The sequence below is a fragment of the Clostridium polynesiense genome, assembly GCF_000820705.1.
In the GTDB taxonomy this organism is placed as follows: domain Bacteria; phylum Bacillota; class Clostridia; order Clostridiales; family Clostridiaceae; genus Clostridium_AA; species Clostridium_AA polynesiense.
Genome location: NZ_CCXI01000045.1, coordinates 1 through 20,238 on the forward strand (window position 1 = coordinate 1; position 20,238 = coordinate 20,238).

The 20,238-nt window shown below is 33.8% G+C and carries 23 protein-coding genes and 1 pseudogene; 23 read left to right on the forward strand and 1 reads right to left on the reverse strand.

The features are described from left to right. The 3 genes and pseudogenes from TA89_RS18520 to TA89_RS04480 form a co-directional block, all read left to right on the forward strand. Positions 1-539 (forward strand): annotated as a pseudogene (locus tag TA89_RS18520) (glycosyltransferase family 2 protein); the annotation flags it as partial. A gap of 116 nt (positions 540-655) precedes the next feature. Continuing rightward, a complete protein-coding gene (locus TA89_RS04475; protein ID WP_082023848.1) occupies positions 656-2,401 on the forward strand; it encodes a glycosyltransferase in 1,746 nt (581 codons plus the stop codon). A 130-nt stretch (positions 2,402-2,531) separates the two neighbouring features. Beyond that, a complete protein-coding gene (locus tag TA89_RS04480; protein ID WP_040211213.1) occupies positions 2,532-3,392 on the forward strand; it encodes a flagellin N-terminal helical domain-containing protein in 861 nt (286 codons plus the stop codon). 51 nt (positions 3,393-3,443) lie between these two features. On the opposite strand, the gene TA89_RS19015 is transcribed toward TA89_RS04480, so the two are convergent. After that, positions 3,444-3,578: a CPC_1213 family protein gene (locus TA89_RS19015; protein ID WP_278246206.1), complete on the reverse strand. Its 135-nt coding sequence runs from the start codon at positions 3,576-3,578 to the stop codon at positions 3,444-3,446. Between the two features lie 470 nt (positions 3,579-4,048). Here TA89_RS19015 and flgB point away from each other — a divergent pair, with 470 nt between their 5' ends. The 20 genes from flgB to fliR all read left to right on the forward strand — a co-directional run. Next, positions 4,049-4,453, forward strand: a complete 405-nt coding sequence (gene flgB / locus TA89_RS04485; protein ID WP_040211215.1) for a flagellar basal body rod protein FlgB — start codon at positions 4,049-4,051, stop codon at positions 4,451-4,453. Between the two features lie 7 nt (positions 4,454-4,460). Further along, on the forward strand, positions 4,461-4,865 hold the full coding sequence (flgC, locus tag TA89_RS04490) for a flagellar basal body rod protein FlgC (protein ID WP_040211216.1): 405 nt from the start codon (positions 4,461-4,463) through the stop codon (positions 4,863-4,865). Between the two features lie 12 nt (positions 4,866-4,877). Further along, positions 4,878-5,168: a flagellar hook-basal body complex protein FliE gene (gene fliE, locus TA89_RS04495; protein WP_040211218.1), complete on the forward strand. Its 291-nt coding sequence runs from the start codon at positions 4,878-4,880 to the stop codon at positions 5,166-5,168. Between the two features lie 28 nt (positions 5,169-5,196). Then, complete coding sequence (fliF, locus tag TA89_RS04500) at positions 5,197-6,774, forward strand: flagellar basal-body MS-ring/collar protein FliF (protein ID WP_040211220.1); 1,578 nt, start codon at positions 5,197-5,199, stop codon at positions 6,772-6,774. Positions 6,775-6,778: 4 nt separating this feature from the next. Continuing rightward, positions 6,779-7,792, forward strand: coding sequence for a flagellar motor switch protein FliG (gene fliG / locus TA89_RS04505; RefSeq protein WP_040211222.1), 1,014 nt, complete (start codon positions 6,779-6,781; stop codon positions 7,790-7,792). Next, positions 7,776-8,525 (forward strand): FliH/SctL family protein, encoded by a 750-nt coding sequence (locus tag TA89_RS04510; protein WP_040211224.1) that lies wholly within the window; start codon positions 7,776-7,778, stop codon positions 8,523-8,525. Before fliG ends, TA89_RS04510 begins: the two co-directional genes overlap by 17 nt. Before the next feature lie 21 nt (positions 8,526-8,546). Further along, positions 8,547-9,848 (forward strand): flagellar protein export ATPase FliI, encoded by a 1,302-nt coding sequence (fliI, locus tag TA89_RS04515; RefSeq protein WP_040211228.1) that lies wholly within the window; start codon positions 8,547-8,549, stop codon positions 9,846-9,848. 11 nt (positions 9,849-9,859) lie between these two features. After that, positions 9,860-10,303, forward strand: a complete 444-nt coding sequence (gene fliJ, locus TA89_RS04520) for a flagellar export protein FliJ (RefSeq protein WP_040211230.1) — start codon at positions 9,860-9,862, stop codon at positions 10,301-10,303. Continuing rightward, the gene (locus TA89_RS17625) at positions 10,300-11,703 is read left to right on the forward strand and encodes a flagellar hook-length control protein FliK (RefSeq protein ID WP_052447323.1); all 1,404 of its coding nucleotides are present in this window, start codon (positions 10,300-10,302) and stop codon (positions 11,701-11,703) included. The genes fliJ and TA89_RS17625 overlap by 4 nt, the downstream gene beginning before the upstream one ends. 11 nt (positions 11,704-11,714) lie before the next feature. Then, complete coding sequence (locus TA89_RS04530) at positions 11,715-12,386, forward strand: flagellar hook assembly protein FlgD (protein WP_040211231.1); 672 nt, start codon at positions 11,715-11,717, stop codon at positions 12,384-12,386. Next, on the forward strand, positions 12,367-12,783 hold the full coding sequence (locus TA89_RS04535) for a TIGR02530 family flagellar biosynthesis protein (RefSeq protein ID WP_242850076.1): 417 nt from the start codon (positions 12,367-12,369) through the stop codon (positions 12,781-12,783). Before TA89_RS04530 ends, TA89_RS04535 begins: the two co-directional genes overlap by 20 nt. Before the next feature lie 78 nt (positions 12,784-12,861). Further along, a complete protein-coding gene (locus TA89_RS04540; protein WP_040211236.1) occupies positions 12,862-15,150 on the forward strand; it encodes a flagellar hook-basal body complex protein in 2,289 nt (762 codons plus the stop codon). Between the two features lie 69 nt (positions 15,151-15,219). Beyond that, positions 15,220-15,411, forward strand: coding sequence for a flagellar FlbD family protein (locus tag TA89_RS04545; RefSeq protein WP_040211238.1), 192 nt, complete (start codon positions 15,220-15,222; stop codon positions 15,409-15,411). Between the two features lie 12 nt (positions 15,412-15,423). Further along, positions 15,424-16,230, forward strand: coding sequence for a motility protein A (locus TA89_RS04550; RefSeq protein ID WP_040211240.1), 807 nt, complete (start codon positions 15,424-15,426; stop codon positions 16,228-16,230). After that, on the forward strand, positions 16,223-16,969 hold the full coding sequence (locus TA89_RS04555; protein WP_040211243.1) for an OmpA/MotB family protein: 747 nt from the start codon (positions 16,223-16,225) through the stop codon (positions 16,967-16,969). Before TA89_RS04550 ends, TA89_RS04555 begins: the two co-directional genes overlap by 8 nt. Continuing rightward, on the forward strand, positions 16,966-17,445 hold the full coding sequence (locus tag TA89_RS04560; RefSeq protein ID WP_040211245.1) for a flagellar basal body-associated FliL family protein: 480 nt from the start codon (positions 16,966-16,968) through the stop codon (positions 17,443-17,445). Before TA89_RS04555 ends, TA89_RS04560 begins: the two co-directional genes overlap by 4 nt. Positions 17,446-17,456: 11 nt before the next feature. Continuing rightward, complete coding sequence (fliO, locus tag TA89_RS04565) at positions 17,457-17,813, forward strand: flagellar biosynthetic protein FliO (protein ID WP_040211246.1); 357 nt, start codon at positions 17,457-17,459, stop codon at positions 17,811-17,813. After that, complete coding sequence (gene fliP / locus TA89_RS04570) at positions 17,810-18,586, forward strand: flagellar type III secretion system pore protein FliP (RefSeq protein WP_040211247.1); 777 nt, start codon at positions 17,810-17,812, stop codon at positions 18,584-18,586. The genes fliO and fliP overlap by 4 nt, the downstream gene beginning before the upstream one ends. A 13-nt stretch (positions 18,587-18,599) precedes the next feature. After that, on the forward strand, positions 18,600-18,869 hold the full coding sequence (gene fliQ, locus TA89_RS04575) for a flagellar biosynthesis protein FliQ (protein WP_040211249.1): 270 nt from the start codon (positions 18,600-18,602) through the stop codon (positions 18,867-18,869). Positions 18,870-18,877: 8 nt separating this feature from the next. Next, positions 18,878-20,238 (forward strand): flagellar biosynthetic protein FliR (fliR, locus tag TA89_RS04580; RefSeq protein WP_040211250.1); only part of this gene is annotated, 1,361 nt, incomplete at its 3' end.

Below are 20,238 nucleotides of genomic sequence, written 5' to 3' on the forward strand. Positions count from 1 at the left end.
CAGCTGTGAGATTGGTTATAGAGAAAGCTTTGTTATTATGCGGTAATCTACCGGAAAATTTGAAAAAAGAAATGTTTTTAAGCTTTATTGCCGAAAAATATTATTTTCTTATTAACTCTTTCAATAGCATAATATTGGAGGATAATGAGCATATGCTCCAGGAAGAGGACAGATATCTGCTGAATTTAAAATATGTAATGGAGGATAAATACGAAAATTCTTTAAGATTTATTAAGGGACTTAAAGATCTCTTGAATATAAACAAAAGCTATGTACAGTATATAAATCTCTTGATGGAGGATATTGAAGAAACTAGGGATAACAACATTAAAGGATTAATTCCAGAACTAATTATAAATATAGATAATCTAATTAAACTCCAGCGGTTTCAAGAGGCGTACAATACCCTTGAAGAAGCATTGTCTATAGTAAAATTTGATTTTGATTTAATGATATTAAAGTATTCTCTTTTAATGAATTTCAATTATGATGAAGAAGGAAAAGAGTGTTTAAAAAAATATTATATTATTCGGAGATAGAAATAGGGTAAAAGAACTTCTTAAATAGATTCAATAATAGTAAATAATAAAAAATGATTATTGAAAATAATAAGCTTTGCTGAAGTAATTATGATTCGTTGAAGGAGAATTGAATAGTGAATAGTGAATTGTTTATAACTAATAAAAAGAAAGAAATTAAAGAGCTTATAAACTCAAAAAGACTAGTAGAAGCAGAAGCTTTGATGGAAAGTTATGATAGTATTTTTGCAAATGACATTGAAGCACTTTCAATTAAGTCTGTTATACTGATAATGCTGAATAAATCAGATGAAGCGGAAATTGTTCTTCTGAAAGGTTTGCAAAAAGAAGCTTATAATTCAGAATTGTTGTTTAATTTAGCGTATGTTTACGAAAGCAGAGGAGAATTTAATAAAGCATACGACTATTATTTGAAGTCTAAAAGCTATTCTGAAGATAAAGAACTAAGTACTTGCATAGATGCTGTCCTAGGTAATCTACAAAAATATCTTTGTAATACAAATACTTTAGAAATTAAAAGGTGTGTAAGCATTATTATACTTACCTATAATAAACTGGAGTATACGAAACAATGTATTGATAGTATTAAAAAATATACCCCTAAAGATGCCTATGAGATTGTAATAGTTGATAATAACTCTACAGATGGTACCAGAGAATGGCTTAAAAATCAAAAGGATATTAGAATAATATTCAATGATAAAAATTTAGGGTTTCCAGGAGGGTGTAATACAGGTATTAAAGCGGCTTTAAGGGATAATGATATTCTTTTGTTAAATAATGATACTATAGTTACTCCCAGATGGTTAGATAATTTAAAAACATGTTTATACAGCAATGATAACATAGGGGCGGTAGGAAGTATTACAAATAGTTGTTCAAACTATCAATCCATTAAGACAGATTATAAATCAACAGAAGAAATGATTTCTTTTGCTGAAAAGGTTAATATTTCAAATCCAGAAAAGTGGGAGCAAAAGGTAAGGCTGATAGGATATTGTATGTTAATAAAAAGATCTGTATTGAATGAAGTGGGGTTGTTGGATGAAGATTTCTTTCCGGGAAATTTTGAAGATGATGATTTAGGTTATAGGATTCAATTGAAGGGATATAGACTTATGCAGTGTAATGATACATTTATTCATCATTACGGAAGTGTATCATTTAATGATAATTCTGGTGCGTTTAACAGAATAATTGCAGAAAACACTGCAAGGTTTATTAATAAATGGGGATTTGATTCAGTGGAAAACTCCTATGTTAATCTTCCTTTAATTAAAAAGATTTATAATGGAATAAGAAGTCCAAAAGTACTACATATTGGATGCGGTACTGGTGCAACCCTATATAGAATTAAATATTTATTTAAAGAGGCTGAAATTTCAGGAGTAGAGGATAATGAAGCGGTGTCAGGAATAGCTGATAAATTTATTGATATAAAAAAAGCTTTAATTGATGAAGATTTGAATTATCCGGAAAACTATTTTGATTATATTATCCTAACAGATAAAATAGAATATTCCATAAATGCTGAGATTGCATTGATGTCCTTATCAAAGTATTTAAATAAAGAGGGAAAGATATTAATAACCATAAAAAATTCAAATTATTTTATAGAAATAATCAAGAGCTTAAAAGGAAGCATAAATGCTATAAGGAAACCTTACAGATTTTATAATTTTAATGAAATAAAGGAATTATTTGCCCGTATAAATAATTTTAAAATTACAATGGAAAGGGTAATTTCAGAGATATCTCCTGAAAGCAAAAAAATAATAGATTATTTTGCAAATATTTCAGAGCCTCAAATGAAACTGGAATATATGACAAGGGAATATTTAATTATATGTGAAAAGATTTAAAATATACATCAAATTAATCAGTATGACTATAACGTGATTACAAATTATAGGATTATAGAATGATATGGTGTTAAAGAATAATGTATATATTACGATAAAATAAGTAATAAAGATAATTGGAGTGGAATATATGAGATTAAATCATAATATGATGTCTTTAGGCATCTACAATAATTATTCTAAAAAGATAAAACTTCAAAGCAATGCTCTTTCTAAGCTCACTACAGGACAAAAGCTTGTTAGTTCAAAGGACAATCCCAATGCAATAGGTCAGAGTGAAATGCTTAGAATACAAATTAGAGGATTGGATATGGCAAGAAAAAATCTTCAGGACTCTGCAGGAATGATTCAGACCGTGGACGGAGGACTAGCTAGTATAAACGCAGTGTTACACAGGATAAAAGAATTAACCATCCAGGCAGGCGGGATAAATGAAGAGGTTGATAAGATAGTTATACAGCAGGAAATAGAAGCAATGAAGCAGCATATAGATTATACTGCAAGAGGCACAGAATTTAATGGAGTGAAGCTATTATATAACGATAAAGTAATTGATAATTCTAACCCAACATATGTTAATACCGTTTCCGGGGCAAATGTAGGGGAAAAAATAGAAATTCCTATGTATAATTTAACTATTGAAAATTTAAAGGATTCTACTGGGACATACTCCTTAAAAGAGTTAGATGTAACTAAGCCAGGAGGAGTGGAAACGGCTTTAAACATAATAAAAGATGTAACTGACAGTGTAATAAGTATAAGAGGAAAATACGGTGCACTTCAGAATAAACTGGAAAGTCTTAACGATGCTATGGGAGAAACTTCATTTTCCATATCAAGAGCTGAAAGCAGCATCAGGGATACAGATATGGCAGAAGAAATGATGAATTACGCAAGTAATGGGATTTTGATTGAATCAGCTTTAGCAATGATAGCCCAGTCAAATAGATTTCCACAGGATATATTAAGAGTATTAGAAAGAATGAAATAAAAAAAGCCTCAAGGTATGTTCTAGTTTACCTTGAGGCTTTTCATAACTTGTTTAACCTTCCTTTCCCTTCGGTATACTAAATACAGCTTTAGCACTTTCAGTTCGAGGATCATGATTTATATGCTTTTTATGAAAGTTACTGTCTTCTTTTCTGTTATTTTTTGTTTCTCTGCTCTTCGATGACATATTATTCCTCCTGTTGTTATAATTTAGAAAACATTAGAAAATAGTAGTATAAATAGTGATTTATTAGGTCTAATCACTAATTATAGAAAAAAATTATAATAATTTATTAAAATCTATTTAAAAATTTATTAAATTGTATTAGAATGGTTATAGGGTAATTATGTAACAGATTATTCAAAAAAATGTATCATTATTTTTATATTGTTTACATTTTTACATCTTTCTATTCAGATATATTTATATAGATTGCTTTAATAGTCGTATAAAATACTAAATACACGAATAAACTGCCAAATAATAAAATAAATGTAGAAAATTTATATGTTATAGATTATAATTATAGGTATAATTTTAAAGAAAATACATAATTAAACAATATATTTAATTAAACATAAAAAATGTAATATTAAATAAAAAGTTAACAGTTCATAATTTAGGGTGAAAATAAAATCGAAAAAGGGGTTAAGATGATGTCGGTTAACAATATCCAAAAATCTAATGATTATGACCTTATTAAACGAGGACTAGATGCCTCTGAACTTAGGGGGAGAATTACTTCACAAAACATGTCTAATATAAACACTAAAGATTACAAGCGATACAGTGTTTCCTTCGAAGAAACCCTTAAATCCAAATCGGATTTAGATCTCAAATTAACAAATGAAAAGCATATGAATGAAAATGGACAAGCTTATGGCGAAATAAAAATTGAAAAGGATACTTCAAGCAGTATGAGGGAAGATGGCAACAATGTGGATTTAGACTTAGAAAAAGCAAACCAGGCTGCTAATACCTTGATGTATAATGCGTTGATTACGCAAGCTAACAGCAGGCTTTCCAATACAAGATATGTTATTACTGGCGGCGGGAGGTAAATAAAAAATGAGTGCGTTTAATGGAATGAGAATAAGTGCCAGCGGTCTATCTGCTGAAAGATTAAGAATGGATACAATAGTTTCTAACATAACTAATGCTAATACAACAAGGGGAAAAGACGGAAAGGCATATGTAAGAAAAATTGCTGTGTTTGAAGAAAATCTTAATAAGGAATTAGGAATGAGAGGGGTAAAAGCTGTAGAAATAGTAGAAGATGAATCTCCTCTTAGAAAGGTATTCGATCCTTCCCATCCTGATGCAGATGCAGAAGGTTTTGTAACCATGCCTAACGTAAATATGCTTAATGAGATGGCGGACATGATAGCTGCCTCCAGAGCATATGAAGCAAATGTAGATACATTAAATTCTCAAAAAAGTATGTTTGCAAAAGCATTAGAGATAGGCAGATAGGAGTGAAATAATATGAAAATAAATAATTTTGTGCCTGATATGAAAATATTTCAAAATATAGATAAAGATGAAAAACAAAAAACTTTGAATTTTGGTGATACCTTAAGAGAGAAACTCAATGAAGTTAATAATCATCAAATTACTGCTGAGAAGGCTACGGAGAGTTTTATAAAAGGTGAGGACATTAGTATTCATCAGGTTATGCTCACTACAGAAGAAGCAAAACTATCCCTGCAGCTTGCTGTACAGGTAAGGAATAAGCTTGTAGAAGCATATCAGGAGATTAACAGACTGCAGTTGTAGTTTTAGAGATAGATAAGGAGTGCATTAGATGAATAAGCTGTCGGAAAGCTTTCAAAAGCTTAAAGATAAATTTCAAAGTATGAGACGAGGAGCTAAAATAGCTTTAATTATATCTACACTTGCTGTTATTATTGCAGTTATATCATTTATTATATATTCAACTTCAGATAAATATGGACTTTTATTCTCAAACCTAGACCCTAAGGATGCTCAAGTGGTAACAGAGCAGTTGAAGGAAAAGAAAATCACTTCCAAAGTAAAGGGGAATTCTATATATGTTCCAAAAGATAAGGTGGATGAACTTAGATTGGAACTGGCAACAGAACTTACTAACGGAAGTAAGGGATATGAGATTATGGACGAGAGCAAGTCCTTTGGAATGACAGATGAAGAATTTAAGATTAAAAAGCTAAGGATGCTCCAGGGAGAAATTGAAAGAACTATAAAAAGCTTCCCGCAGATTGAAAACGCAAGAGTACATATAACACCTAGTAAAGACTCAGTATTCGTTAAAGATAATACTCCTGGAAGAGCTGCAGTATATATACAGCTTAAGCAAAATGAAGATTTAAACCAGGAACAGGTTAAATCTATCATAGCACTGGTATCTGGAAGTACTGAGAACATACCTAAAGAAAATGTTGAAATTATAGACCACAGAATGAATTTGCTTTCAAGGGGAATATTTGACAGTGAAGGCAAAGAGATAGCTTCCTCTACCAGTGTAGAAAAGCAGCAGGAAATTGAAAAAGATTTTGAAAGAAAACTTGAAAATAATGTTATGGAAATGCTGGAGAGTGTATTAGGTAAAGGAAAGGTAAAAGTAAAGGTAAATGCTGATTTAGATTTTGATTCAAAGCAAAAGACCCAGATAGTTGTAGATCCTAATAAAGTGGAAATAAGCGAACATTCTATAAAAGAAATTAACAACAATGCAGGCAACAGAACCTCTCAAAGTCCTGTAGACAACCAAATGGGAAATACAATAGGAAACAATACTACGGGAACAAATAACAGCAGCAAAGAAGAACATAAGGTTAACTACGAGGTAGGGAAAACTGAAACTAGGACTCTGAGTGCTCCCGGTGAAGTGAAGAGACTGACGGCTTCAGTGATAGTGGATGGAAATCTTGATCCTCAGTCTCAGGGGGATTTAAAGAACACAGTTTCAAATGCTTTAGGATTTAAAGCTGATAGAGGAGATGAAATAACCGTTGTAGGTATGAATTTTGATCCTTCCCAAAAGGCGTTAATAGCTAAAGAGCTTGAAGAAATGCAGAATCAGGCTGAAAAAGCAAAGAAAATGGCCTTATATAAGTCTGTTGCTTTAATAGTTCTAGGGATTATAGCTTTAATTACCATAGCAGTAATTTTAATAAAGGTATTTAGAAGAAATAGAGAAGATGACTACATAGAAGGCGGAGCTTTGGATGTAGTAATAGGCGATGAAATAGCTCCTAAGAATCCTGAAGATTTTAAGCCTATTACTCTTGAAGAGGAGAATGAAAAAACTCATCTTGAAAAAGAAATAAAAGGCTATGCGAAAGAAAAACCTGAACAGGTAGCTGACATTATCAGAGCATGGCTGACAGAGGATGAGAGGTGATAAAATGCCAAGAGATAATAAATTAACAGGAGTTCAGAAAGCAGCTATTTTGTTTATTACCCTTGGTCCTGATGCTGCCTCAGGCATCATAAAGAAGCTTCCTGAAAATGATATACAAAAAATTACATATGAAATAGCAAATATCACATCTGTTTCTGCCTCCCAGAGAGAAGAAATATTAAAGGAATTTCTGGAGATGAATAAAGCTAAAGATTTTCTTATAGAAGGCGGAATGGATTATGCAAAAAATCTTCTGTCTAAAGCTTTAGGATCCCAGCGGGCACAGGAAATATTGAACAAGGTATCTGAAGCCACACAGCAGTACAGACCATTTTCAATAGCACGTAAAGCAGATCCAACTCAACTTTTAAATGTAATATCCAGTGAGCATCCTCAGACAATTTCACTGCTTTTATGCTACCTACAGCCGGATAAAGCTGCAGCGGTGCTGTCTTCGCTTCCGGAAGAAACTCAAAGTGAGGTAGCATATAGGATTGCTACTATGAATAACACTTCTCCCATGGTAATAAAGGAAATAGAAAAGGTATTGGAAGGTAAGCTGTCATCTGTTGTGAGGTCTGAAGTAACAAAGCTTGGAGGAGTTGAATCCTTAGTGGGAATACTTAACCAGGTAGATAGAACTACTGAAAGGAATATTACTGAAAGCCTTGAGAGAGAAGACGCAGAACTTGCAGAAAAGGTTAAAAGCAGCATGTTTGTATTTGAAGATGTTATTACTTTGGATGATGTATCTATTCAGAGAATACTTAGAGAAGTTGAAATCAAGGAACTTGCACTTGCCCTTAAAGGTGCCTCTGAAGAGGTGGCTTCTGCAATATTTAGGAATCAATCAAAGCGTGCAGCTGCATCCCTGAAAGAAGATATGGAATTCTTAGGACCAGTAAGGCTTATAGATGTAGAAAAAGCACAGCAGAAGATAGTGGGAATTATAAGAAGGCTGGATGAAACCGGAGAAATTGTAATTTCAAGGGGTGGAGAAGATGCAATCATCGTATAACATGAATGTAATTAAAGCTGGCAGTGCAGTGGATCAAGGCAAGATAGTGATAACCACTGATGAAATAGTGGTAGAAGTAAAAAATGAAGCAAAAGAAAACACTGTAAAATACAGCGACCTTGAAAATTATGAGAGGCTTGCCCAAGTAATTATACAAAAAGCAAAAGAAGATAGTGAAAAAATGCTTTCTCAAACTTACGAAGAAGTATCTAGAATTGAAGAAGAAGCTTACCACAAAGGATATGAGCAGGGTAAGGCAAATGGGTACGAGGATGGATATAAGGACAGTTACGAAGCAAATATTGAAAAAGCTGAGACTGAAGCTGCTGTGATTATCAAAAAAGCTGACATCCTAATGCTGTCGGCTAAGGAAGCCTACGAGGAATACATGACATTAAAAAAGAAAGAGATAGTGGAATTATCGATAAAAATAGCTGAATCAATAATAAGAGAAAAGCTTGAAGTCCCTGAGGGACTTGATAGATTGATTTTTGAGGCTATCGAGACATCAAAAAAATCCAAAAGCTATATTATAAAATGCAATCCTAATCACATAAGTTCCCTAAGGGAAAAGGTTGACACCTGGAAGCAGATGCTTGCGTTAAATGCTGACTTTTTCGTCATCGGTGATTTGAATATGGATGAAGGGAATGCAGTTATAGAAAAGGAAAATGGAAGAATAAAGGTAGGTATTGATATTTCCTTAGAACAGATTAAAGAAATATTTAATTAATAAGGAAAAGGGGATATTAAAATGTTGGATTTTCAAAAGTTATATTACAAAGCTGACAAGATTTCTCCTTTTTATTTTGAAGGCATAGTGAAAAAGGTAATTGGTTTAACCATAGAGGTTGAGGGTATAAAAGGCTTTGTGGGAGAACTTTGTATAATATATAACGAGAAAAAACATCCCATTAAGTGTGAAGTGGTTGGATTTAAAGAGGAATGTATAATACTTATGCCTTTAGGAGAGCTATGGGGAGTAGGACCTGGTTGTCCTGTAGTGCCTCAGGGAGCTCCTTTAAGTGTCAAGTGTGGAGATGAGCTTTTAGGAATGGTTTTGGATGGTCTTGGAGAACCCCTGGATGGAACAAGATTAAGCTATGATGAGGTATATTCTTTAGATACCTCACCTCCGGATCCTATGAAAAGAAGACGGATTAACAGCATTCTTCCTACAGGAATAAAAGCTATAGATGGGCTTCTCACCTGTGGAGAAGGACAAAGAATAGGCATTTTTGCTGGGAGCGGTGTAGGTAAGAGCACCACATTAGGGATGATTGCCCGTGAAGCTCAAGCGGATATTAATGTTATAGCTCTTATTGGTGAAAGAGGCAGGGAAGTACTGGACTTCATTGAGAAAGATTTAGGACCTGAAGGTATGAAAAAATCAGTAGTGGTTTGTGCAACCTCAGACAAGCCTGCATTGATAAGGATTAAAGGCGCACTTACTGCAACAGCCATAGCTGAATATTTCAGAGATAAAGGCAAAAAGGTCATATTGATGATGGATTCTGTTACTCGTTTTGCTATGGCACAAAGAGAAGTAGGACTTGCTATAGGTGAGCCTCCTGCCACAAAAGGTTATACACCTTCTGTTTTTGCTATGCTTCCAAGGCTTATGGAGAGATCAGGAATGTCAGATAAAGGCTCTATAACAGCTTTTTATACAGTTTTGGTAGATGGTGATGACTTCAACGAACCCATAGCTGATGCTGTTAGAGGGATATTAGACGGTCATATCGTTTTATCCAGAGAACTTGCCCATAAAAATCATTATCCTGCAATAGATGTATTAAACAGTATAAGTAGGCTTATGCCTGAAATAGCGGAGGAAGAGCATAAAAAGGCATCCTCAAGAGCAAGAGATCTCCTTGCAGCTTATAAGGATTCAGAAGACTTAATAAATATTGGAGCCTATGCAAGAGGATCAAACAAAAAAATAGATATGGCTATTGATTATTATGATGTGATAAATGATTTCTTAACTCAGGGTATAAAAGAGACTGCCGATTTTGAAGATACTATTAACAATCTAAAATATATGTTTAATTAAAGAGGGCAAAGATGGAAAGCAAATTTAATTTTGGACTCCAAAAGCTCCTGGATATAAGGATAGAAAGAGAAGAGGAAAGCAAAAGATATTTTCTGAATGCTCAATGTGAGAAGAACCGAGCTGAAGAAAGACTTACTGAACTTCAATCTAACTATGATAAATATAACAGAGTGGATAATAAAGAAACTGTGGTCATCAAAAAGATTAAAAAGAACTACCTTAATGCTCTAACTATGACCATAGATCAGGCTGAGAAGGAACTTGAATATAAGGAGATACAGCTGTCGAGGTGCAGAGAAGATTTAAAAGACAGACAAATAGACAGGAAGACAGTGGAAGTTTTAAAGGATAAAAGATACATAGAATTTATAAAGCAGGAAAATTTAAGGGAGCAGAAGATGAACGATGAGTTTGCACTGTATTCCTTTATTAGAAAATCTACTGAAAGGAGGTGAGAAAACTGAAAGCAGGAAATTCAGATTTAATAAATATTACTACAAGCATAAAGAAAAATTATTCGGAAGCTCAGGGAAAAAAGTCCTTGAAAGTTCAAGAACCATCGGAAAGTAATAAGTTCGAAAAAATCCTTAAAGAGATTTCCTCTGGGGGGGTTAACACAAATGAAGCTAATAATCAGGATAAAAGTATAAGTACAGTTAATGATTTAAAGGAAAAGTTAAATGATTTTGTTGAGCCTGAATTATTACTAGATTCTTTAGAAGATATTTTAAATTCTTTTGATAACCTTTCTGAAGATGAAAAAGAAGATTTGGCAAATAAATTATTTTATGTATTTATCAATGTTTTGAACCCTGAAATTATAGCCTCGCCTGGCAGTTATGAAAAAAAACCGGAAAAAAGCTTTGAAAGAATTATGAATATGGGCAGTCTGCAGGAAACGATGATAAATAAGGAATCGAAGCCTGAAATTAATAAGATAATACATATTTTGGAGGACGTTCTTAAAGAACCTGCTGAAATACAAAACCTTTTAACTAAAGATCAATTTAAAGTTATTAATTCCATTGAAAGGGAAGCTTTTAATGTGACTAAAGAGGATGTAGAATCCTTTGGAATCACTGAGCTTTTATCTCGTCTGAGAAAAAATCTAAATAACAAAGATAAAACAGAAGGTGAGAGGTTTGAGAAGAATACCGTAGAAAGTACTGAAAAGGGTACTGTACAGGAATTATACTTCTCAGAAGGTTCACATAAAAGAAATGCTTCAGAATATAAAAGCAGTGGTGATAGTGACTTTAAAGAGGATTCTAATCAGTTGTCAAAGGAGATAAAGATATTAGAGGAAATCATAAACTCTAAAGATAAGACCGGTAAAAACGGAACTTTTGATAAGCTTCTTAACAGAATGAATATGGAAAAAGGTGAAATAACGGAGATTGATTTAAAAGAGATTAGTTCTGAAAATGCAGTGAAGGATGTAGTTAAAGTTATCAAGTATATGCAAAGAGCAGATTTAAAGGAGTTGACTTTAAAGGTTAATCCCAAGGAGCTTGGAACTATTACCATTAAGCTAGTTATGGAAGCTGGAGTAATGAAAGCAAATTTATCAGCTGTTAATAAAGAAACCTATAATCTTCTTAATAATAATCTTTCAGATATGAAGTCTTTATTGGCTCAAGGAAATATAAAGATTCAGGAAGTTACAGTAAATATCTATAATGAAGATACTACATATTTTTCAGGTAATTTTAGGGACAGCAGCGCCCAGCAGAATTCAGAGCATAATGGGAATAATGCTCCAGGTCATAATGGAAGACCAAAGGATACTGTAATTCAAGAAGAAATTCAACTGTCTTCAGTTGAAGAAAGTAACAGCGTAAATATGCTGGTTTAGGAGGGATTATTGTGGCGGACACAAAAGTCACAGGTGCATATGGAAATAGGGCAACAGACAGAGGTACATTAATAATGTCACCAGGCGGCGATATGGACAAAAATGCTTTTCTGAGAATTCTTGCCGCTGAGTTATCTAATCAGGATCCAATGAATTCTAAGGATTCTACACAGTATGTAACCCAAATGGCTCAATTTGCATCTATGGAGCAAATGACGAATTTAAACTCTACAATGTCAGGTTTTGCGTCAAATTCATTAGTGGGGAAAGGTGTAACTTTAAGGGTTATAGATTCTCAAGGAATACCTTACACCGGAATAGTAAAAGCGGTGACTAGGCAGGGTTCACATGTTTTTTTAAGCGTAGAAGTAAATGAAAATGGAAGTAATAAATTATTGGAATTTAAACAGGAGGATGTTCAAACTGTCATTGACGTTCCAAATTACAGCTTAGATAATGTCAGCGGCAATATGGCTCTTTTAACTGCTTCTTCTCTAATAGGAAAAGAAACAGAATATGAGATTTTAGATGGAGATAAGGTTACAAAATACAGCGGTATAGTAACTGGAGTTTTCAAGGAAAAAGGTTTCATAAAGTTAAATGTAAAGCTCAAAGACAGCGGCGAGATAAAGACTTTTACATTAGGGCAGCTTACTAAAGTCAATGATAGGACTGAGAAATAGTATGAGCTACAGAATAATTAATGGAAAACCCTTTGCTGTAGAAGAGATTTCTTCATTGCATTCAGTAAAGAATGAAAGGATAAATAAAAATAATAAAACTGATAGTGATAGTTTTAAAAATTATCTGAACAGTGAAATTAAGAAAAATGAGTCCTATACAGTTTCAGCTCATGCAGGAGAAAGACTTAAGGCATTTCAACTCGACAGCAGCGATTATAAAAGAATAAATGAAGGCTTTAACATGGCTGAAAGAAAAGGCAGCAAAAACACAGTTATTCTTTATAAGAATATAGCATTTATAGCCAGTGTTGAGAACAGAACTTTAATTACAGCTGTAGAAAAACAAAGAGCAAAGGACAATGTTTATACAAATATAGATAGTTTAGTAATATTATAGGCTGGACCTTATATAAGGAAGCCGTACTCTGTGGAAGGACAGAAGCAGAGAAAAGAATAAAACCAGGAGGTCAATTATATGTTTAGAGGAATGTTTTCCGGTATTAGCGGAATGAAGGCAAATCAGACAAAGCTTGATGTAATAGGTAATAATATATCTAATGTAGGTACCACAGCTTTTAAATCATCCAGAGCAAGATTTCAGGACATGCTAAGCCAAAGTTACAGTGATGCTATGGCACCGGCACAAAATATAGGTGGAATAAATCCCAGTCAGGTAGGATTAGGAGTACAGCTTGCATCAATAGATACAGTTATGAAGCAGGGAATGATGCAGCCTACAGGAAGAAATCTTGATTTCGGAATTGACGGCGATGGCTTTTTCATGGTAGCAAAAGGACCTAAGGTATTTGGAGATGGGACTGTTCAGGTTAACCACAGGCCAGGAACTCATAATGTTATACCTCAGAGTCTTCAGACATCAGGAATGGAGTTAATGTATACAAGAGACGGAGCCTTTACACTTGATGAGGAGGGAAACCTGTTAACAGGAGATGGATACAGAATATTAGGATACTCACTATCTAATGATATTACTTCTGTACCTGCTACTGCAAAATCCCCTAATGTTGTATCTACAGGAGGCTTTAATTTTAGATTCGGAGCAGGATCAGCTCTAAATGGATATAGAGTAGTTATAGGAGCAGTAGGACCTCAAACTCCTGCATCTGCTGATGTGAATAAATCTACCAAAACAATAACGGTAAACGGTGATTTTTCTGGAGAGGGAGCTTTAACCAGCGAACAGTTAGAAGCAGCTATAAACAGAGCATTAAATTCTGCAGGAATAGGGCAGGTAATGTACGTTACCGGAAAGTCTTCAGTAATAAATGGAATGTATTCTGACAGGATTAAAGGTGGTTCAGATGCACAAAAACCAGGAAGCATTAATTTTGCAGGCTTCAATATAAAATTCAGTGAAGGGGATTCCCTGAATCAGTATTCAGTTGAACTGGGAGATATAAATGCCGGAAGTTTTGAAGCTGAGATTACAGCAGATAAGAAGATAAAGGTGAATGGTCCTTTTAAAAACTCTGTTTTAACCGGTACGCAGCTAAAGGATGTCTTAAATAGAGCTCTTCAAAGTAAGGGGATTACTCAGAAGGTTACTGATGTAACAGGAAATCAAGTGAATTTTCCTAAACTAAGCGATAAGACAGTGACTAATTCAGACCCGTCTAAAGCGCCTGGAAACTTGACTGTAGCGGGATATAGCTTTGAATTTCCAAGCAGTGATTACAATGATATGGAAATAGTATTTGACAGCATAAATGAAAGTCCTTTAGATGTAAAAATAGATTTTACAGGAACTCCTAAAAAGATGACTATAAAAGGAGACTTTGTAAGGGATGGAATTACTGCGGAAACCTTAAAAGCAGCTATAAATGGACAAATTACTGATGTATCAAAGCAGATACAAAAAATTTCAGGTAAGTTTTCTCTTTCATCAGGAATGATATCCGGAGTTATTGAAGGAGGAACCACTTTAGCTAAACCTGAAAAGGTAAATGCTGCAGGTTTTGAATTTGATTTTGAACATGGAGCTTCTTTAAATGACTATAAAATACAAATAGGTAAGATATCCTCAGGAACACAAACTTCTGCGGATATTGATACAGAAAACAAAAGGATTGTTATAAATATGGATTTGGTATCTCCTAATGGTACAACCAGTATGGCAGTTCAGAACGCTATAAACAGGGCCTTAGAAAATAAAGGAATAAATCAGAGGCTTGCAGTTAAGGGGGTACCAACTCAGGTTTATGACACAGAATCACTTACTACTGATGGAGGTACACCGGTTCAAAGCATAGATGTAAATGGTGAATTAAATTACGTAGATGGAACTAAGGATCTAAAGTCCTACGATGGAAATCTAAAATGTCTTAGGGTACCTGAGAAGGTAAGGATTCCCGGTACAGAGGAGTATCTGAGAGTAAAAACTTATACCATAAGCAAAGATGGTGTTATCAATGCTGTACTGGAGGATGGTAGAGTATCTGCTTTAGGACAGATAGCAACAGTATCATTTAAAAATTCAGTGGGACTTACAAAGCTTGGTAAAAATATTTATCAGCAGTCAGTAAACTCAGGAGATCCTGTTATAAGAAGCGGGGTAGGCACTTTAGGTGAAGATAATAGTAAGGGATATGGGGATGTACTTCAGGGAATGCTTGAAATGTCCAATGTAGATTTAGCTGAACAATTCACAGATATGATAATAACAAACAGAGCTTTTCAGGCCAGCGGAAAGATGATTACCACTGGAGATGAAATTTTACAGGATATTATTAATTTAAAGAGATAACTCTAGGATTATTTAATTGTCTGCAGAAAAACAACTGTTTTTTCTGCAGGCAACCTATGGAGGGGGAAAATGATAAAGTTAAAAGCTTTAAACAACAAGGATTTTATACTCAATGCAGAACACATTGAGAAGCTTGAAACAGTTCCGGAAACCTTAATAACATTAATAAATGGTAAAAAGTATATGGTTTTAGAGTCTCCTGATGAAGTAATAAACAAAATATTAATATATAAAAAGAAAATTTACAGTGCTGATTTGTAGGAGGCGTTTAAAATGAAAAAACATGATGTATTAACCAGCATAGGATTAGTGGCTGGTACTCTAATGCTGATATGGGGAATGGCCATGGGAGCCAGCCTTAAAATCTTCTGGGACCCAGCCTCTGTGATAATCACTATAGGCGGATCTTTCTGTGCTTTGCTTATCAATTACAGCATTACTGAAGTGAAAAATATTTTTAAAGTAATGGGCAAGACTTTTAAAGATACTGAAAGCACAAGCTTTGACACCATATCCCAATTTATTAACCTTTCAAGGAAAGCCAGGAGAGAAGGATTGCTCTCCCTGGAGGATGATATATCGGAACTGGATAATGATTATTTAAAAAAAGGTCTTCAAATGGTAGTAGACGGAATAGAACCGGAAACTATAAGGGATATTATGGAATTGGAAATAACTGAAATGGAAAAAAGACATGCAAATGGTTCTAATATGCTTAAAGCATGGGGAGGATTTGCACCAGCCTTTGGTATGATAGGAACTTTAATCGGTTTAATTCAAATGCTTGCAAACTTATCAGATCCATCTTCCATAGCATCAGGTATGGCAAAAGCCCTTATAACTACTTACTATGGGGCTATTATGGCCAATCTGATTTTTAATCCCATGTCTGCTAAGCTGAATATTAAAAGTGAAAATGAAGCTTCTATAAGAGAAATGATGCTTGAAGGAATACTGGCGATACAGTCAGGGGTTAACCCAAGAATAGTTGAAGATAAACTTGTAAGTTATCTATCGCCTTCAGATAGAAAGAAATATTCGGAGCAGCATATAGGTGAAGGAGTGGTAGAGGGTGTCTAGAAGAAAAAGAAATATTAAAAAGGAAGGATTAAAAGGGGATGAATGGCTGGCTACCTTTTCTGATACCATTACTCTTCTGCTTACCTTTTTTATACTTCTATACTCCTTTTCCACGGTAAATCAGCAAAAGCTTCAGGAAATATCCACAGCTCTCCAGCTTGTGCTTAGTGGAAAGGAAGGCAATACTATTTTAGAATATAACCTTAACAACGGTGAAACTCCAATAGTAGGAAACACCGATGAAAACATTCCGGTGCCTCAAAATATGGATAATGAAAAACTAGGAATGTATAAAACCATAAAAGAGTTTATAGATAAAAATAAACTTGATGCCACTGTGGAGATAAAAGAAGATGAAAGAGGTATTATCATACAGATGAAGGATAATATACTTTTTGAATCAGGTAAATCTGACCTGAGAGAAGGGAGCAAAGATTTGCTGGAGAAGATAAATTCCCTGATTACAACCTTTCCCAATAAGATAATCATTGAAGGACATACTGACAATGTACCGATAAAAAATAGCAGGTTTGATAGCAACTGGGATTTATCTACATCAAGATCTGTTAATGTAATAAGATATTTTACAGAAGAAAAGTCTCAGAAGGCTGATAGGTTTACTGCGGCGGGATATGGTGAGCACAAGCCTATTGCAGATAATGCTACCCAGGATGGAAAAGACAAAAATAGAAGAGTTAACATATTGATTGTTGCTACGGAAAAGGAGAAGAAGCGATGAGTGAAAATAAAAGTAAAAAAGAAGGAAAAAGTTCCAAACCTCTTCTTATAACTGTAATAATTCTTTTATTTATAGTAATAGCGGGAGGTGGAATATTTGCTGGAATGTATCTTGGTACAAATAAGTCTGCAAAAGCTACAACCCCCACTGAAAATTCAGTTGAAGAAGCTACTTATGCACTGGATGATTTCTTAGTTAATTTAAATGACACAGAGTCCAAAAGATATGTGAAAGCAAAAATATACATATCCTACAATAAAAAAAATAAGGCTTTAGAAAAAGAATTGCTATTAGATAGAACTAAACCGATTTTAAGGGATGCTGCCCTTACAATACTTAGAAGTAAGAAGGCAGAGGATTTTAGTACTGTTAAAGGAACAGATACAATAAAAAAAGAATTAAAAGAAAAGATAGATTTAAAGTTATCCAATGGAAAGATAGTTGATGTTTATTTTCCAGAGCTAATAATTCAGTAAGGATGATAAAGATGGATATGTTTACATTTATACTAAAGATAATTATTTTTCTTCCTTTTATAATACTTCTAATATATTTATCTCTTAAGGTAGGAGGTAAAAAGCTTCAGAATATTCAAAATGGAAGCCACATGAAGGTTATAGAAAGGGTACAGGTATCCAAGGAAAATACATTACTTCTGGTTAAGATAGGTGATAGAGGTTATATTATGAGTTCTTCCCCTCAGGGGATAACCACACTGGAAGAAATCACTAAAGACGAGCTTAATGAAATTCAAGAAAAAAAAGCACGAGAAGCTAAGGAAAATACTGAAGAAATTAAAAAGCTCTTAAATAAAATAAGCATAAAAGGAAGATTAACAAGATGAATAACAAAAAAAGAAAAATCTTATTAGCATTATTTATAATATTAGCAGCAGTTTCTTTTTCAGCTGTGAAGGTTTACGCAGAACCACAAAACATACCAGTTCCAAAAATTAATTTTTCCGTAGATGGTTCCAGTAAACCTGCTGACTATGTATCAAATATCAAATTGTTAATCCTTCTGACTATCTTAACCCTGCTTCCATCTTTTATCATTATGATGACTTCCTTTACAAGGATAATAGTTACTTTTTCATTTTTAAAAGGGGCAATGGGTACACAGCAGTCTATTCCTAACCAAGTACTTATAGGACTTGCGCTCTTTTTAACGATTTTTATAATGACACCGGTATATAATGAGATAAATGAAAAGGCTTTAAAACCTTTTATGAATAATGAAATAAATCAAGAGCAGGCTTCAGAATATGCGTCCAAGCCTCTGAGGGAATTTATGCTTAAGCAGACCAGACAAAAAGATTTAAAGCTTTTTGTAGAACTTTCAAAGTTGGAAGAAGACAAGGTCACTAAGGAAGATATTCCTCTTTATGTGGTTGTTCCTGCTTTTGCGATAAGCGAGCTTAAAACAGCTTTTCAAATAGGTTTTCTAATATACATACCATTCCTGATTATTGACCTTGTAGTAGCCAGCGTACTGATGTCTATGGGAATGTTTATGCTGCCGCCGGTATTAATATCACTGCCCTTTAAATTACTGCTTTTTGTAATGGTAGACGGATGGTATTTACTGGTTAAATCATTAATTGCGAGCTTTACATAAGGAGATATGATAGATGAGTGAATATATGGTAATTGGTGTAATAAAAGAGGCTATAACCACAGGGCTTTTAGTAGCGGCTCCAATACTTGGAGTTTCAATATTAGTAGGATTAATAATAAGCATTTTTCAGGCAACTACCCAAATTCAAGAACAAACCTTAACCTTTGTTCCAAAGCTTATTGCTATTGCGGTTGTAGGTATACTGTTTGGAAATTGGATGCTTCATAATCTGCTGGGTTTTACCAATAGAATATTTGAAATCATAGCTTCTATAACAAAATAGGTGATGAAGTGATAGATGTTACTTTTTTCATACTGACGATATTAATTTTTTTCAGGCTTATAGGCTTTTTTATACAACTACCTGTTCTATTTCCAACAGGAACGCCTAATTATATGAAAATTATATTTTCACTGCTGCTTGCTTTTTCTATAGCTCCATTTTTATTAAATAAAGCAATAAATATAGAAAATAATTACATGCTCATTATTTACTGCATAAATGAAATAATATCAGGCCTAGTGCTTGGATATGTCACCAATTTATGCTTTGAGGCTATTAGAATTGCTGGAAGTCTGTTAGATATGCAGATGGGACTTTCCATGCTGAGCATGTTTGATCCTAATTCTAAAAGTACCTCTACTTTATTAGAGAGATTATTGTATTGGACCGCACTTATAATTTTTTTATTAATTGATGGCCATCACATATTAATAAAACTCATAGTTGAAAGCTATGAGTACGTAACCGTAGGAAGCTCAATGGTGTTTCAGGAAACAATAATGATGTCCATAAATGCATTTATTCAGTATTTTATAATAGGATTGAAAATTGCAATACCAATTGTATTGATAATCATAATTACAGATATAACCCTTGGACTGGTGGCACGAACAGTTCCTCAGCTAAATGTCATGATATTAGGTCTGCCTATAAAGCTCTTAGTGGGCTTAACCTGTTTTACCCTAGCACTTCCTTTGATAATAAAGGAAATGATAAATGCCTTCAATTATCTTCCAGAACTTCTAAGAGGAATATTTAAAGTGATTCCTGTAGTATTTATTTTTGCATCGGAAGAAAAGACTGAGGAGGCAACCCCAAGGAAAAAGTCCGAAGCAAGAAAAAAAGGGCAGGTTGCTAAAAGCAAAGAGGTTAATATGGCCCTTACCCTTTTAATAAGTACTCTTCTCCTTGCTGCGGTTAGCGGTTATTTTACCGGAGCTTTGAAAGATACATTATTATATTTTATGAATCAAGATTTTAAGATGCAGCTTGACTATAACAACCTGCAGGTTATTTTACTTAATATAATATGGAGGCTGGCGGTTATATATCTTCCTGTGGCTCTTCCTATAATGGTTATTGGGGTACTTGCAAACTATATTCAAACGGGATTTATATTAACGTCAGAGCCGTTAAAACCCCAGCTGTCAAAAATAAATCCGATAAATGGATTTAAAAGGATGTTTTCTACAAGGAGCCTGGTAGAGCTTTGTAAAAATTTAGCTTTGGTTTCTATAGTGGGATTTATAGGATATAAATACATTATGAAAAATTACGAACAGGTTTTAAACATAGGAAACCTTTATATTCCTACCATGGGGTATGAAATAAAAACGCTGATACTTGGAATATTCTCAAGAATAACCTT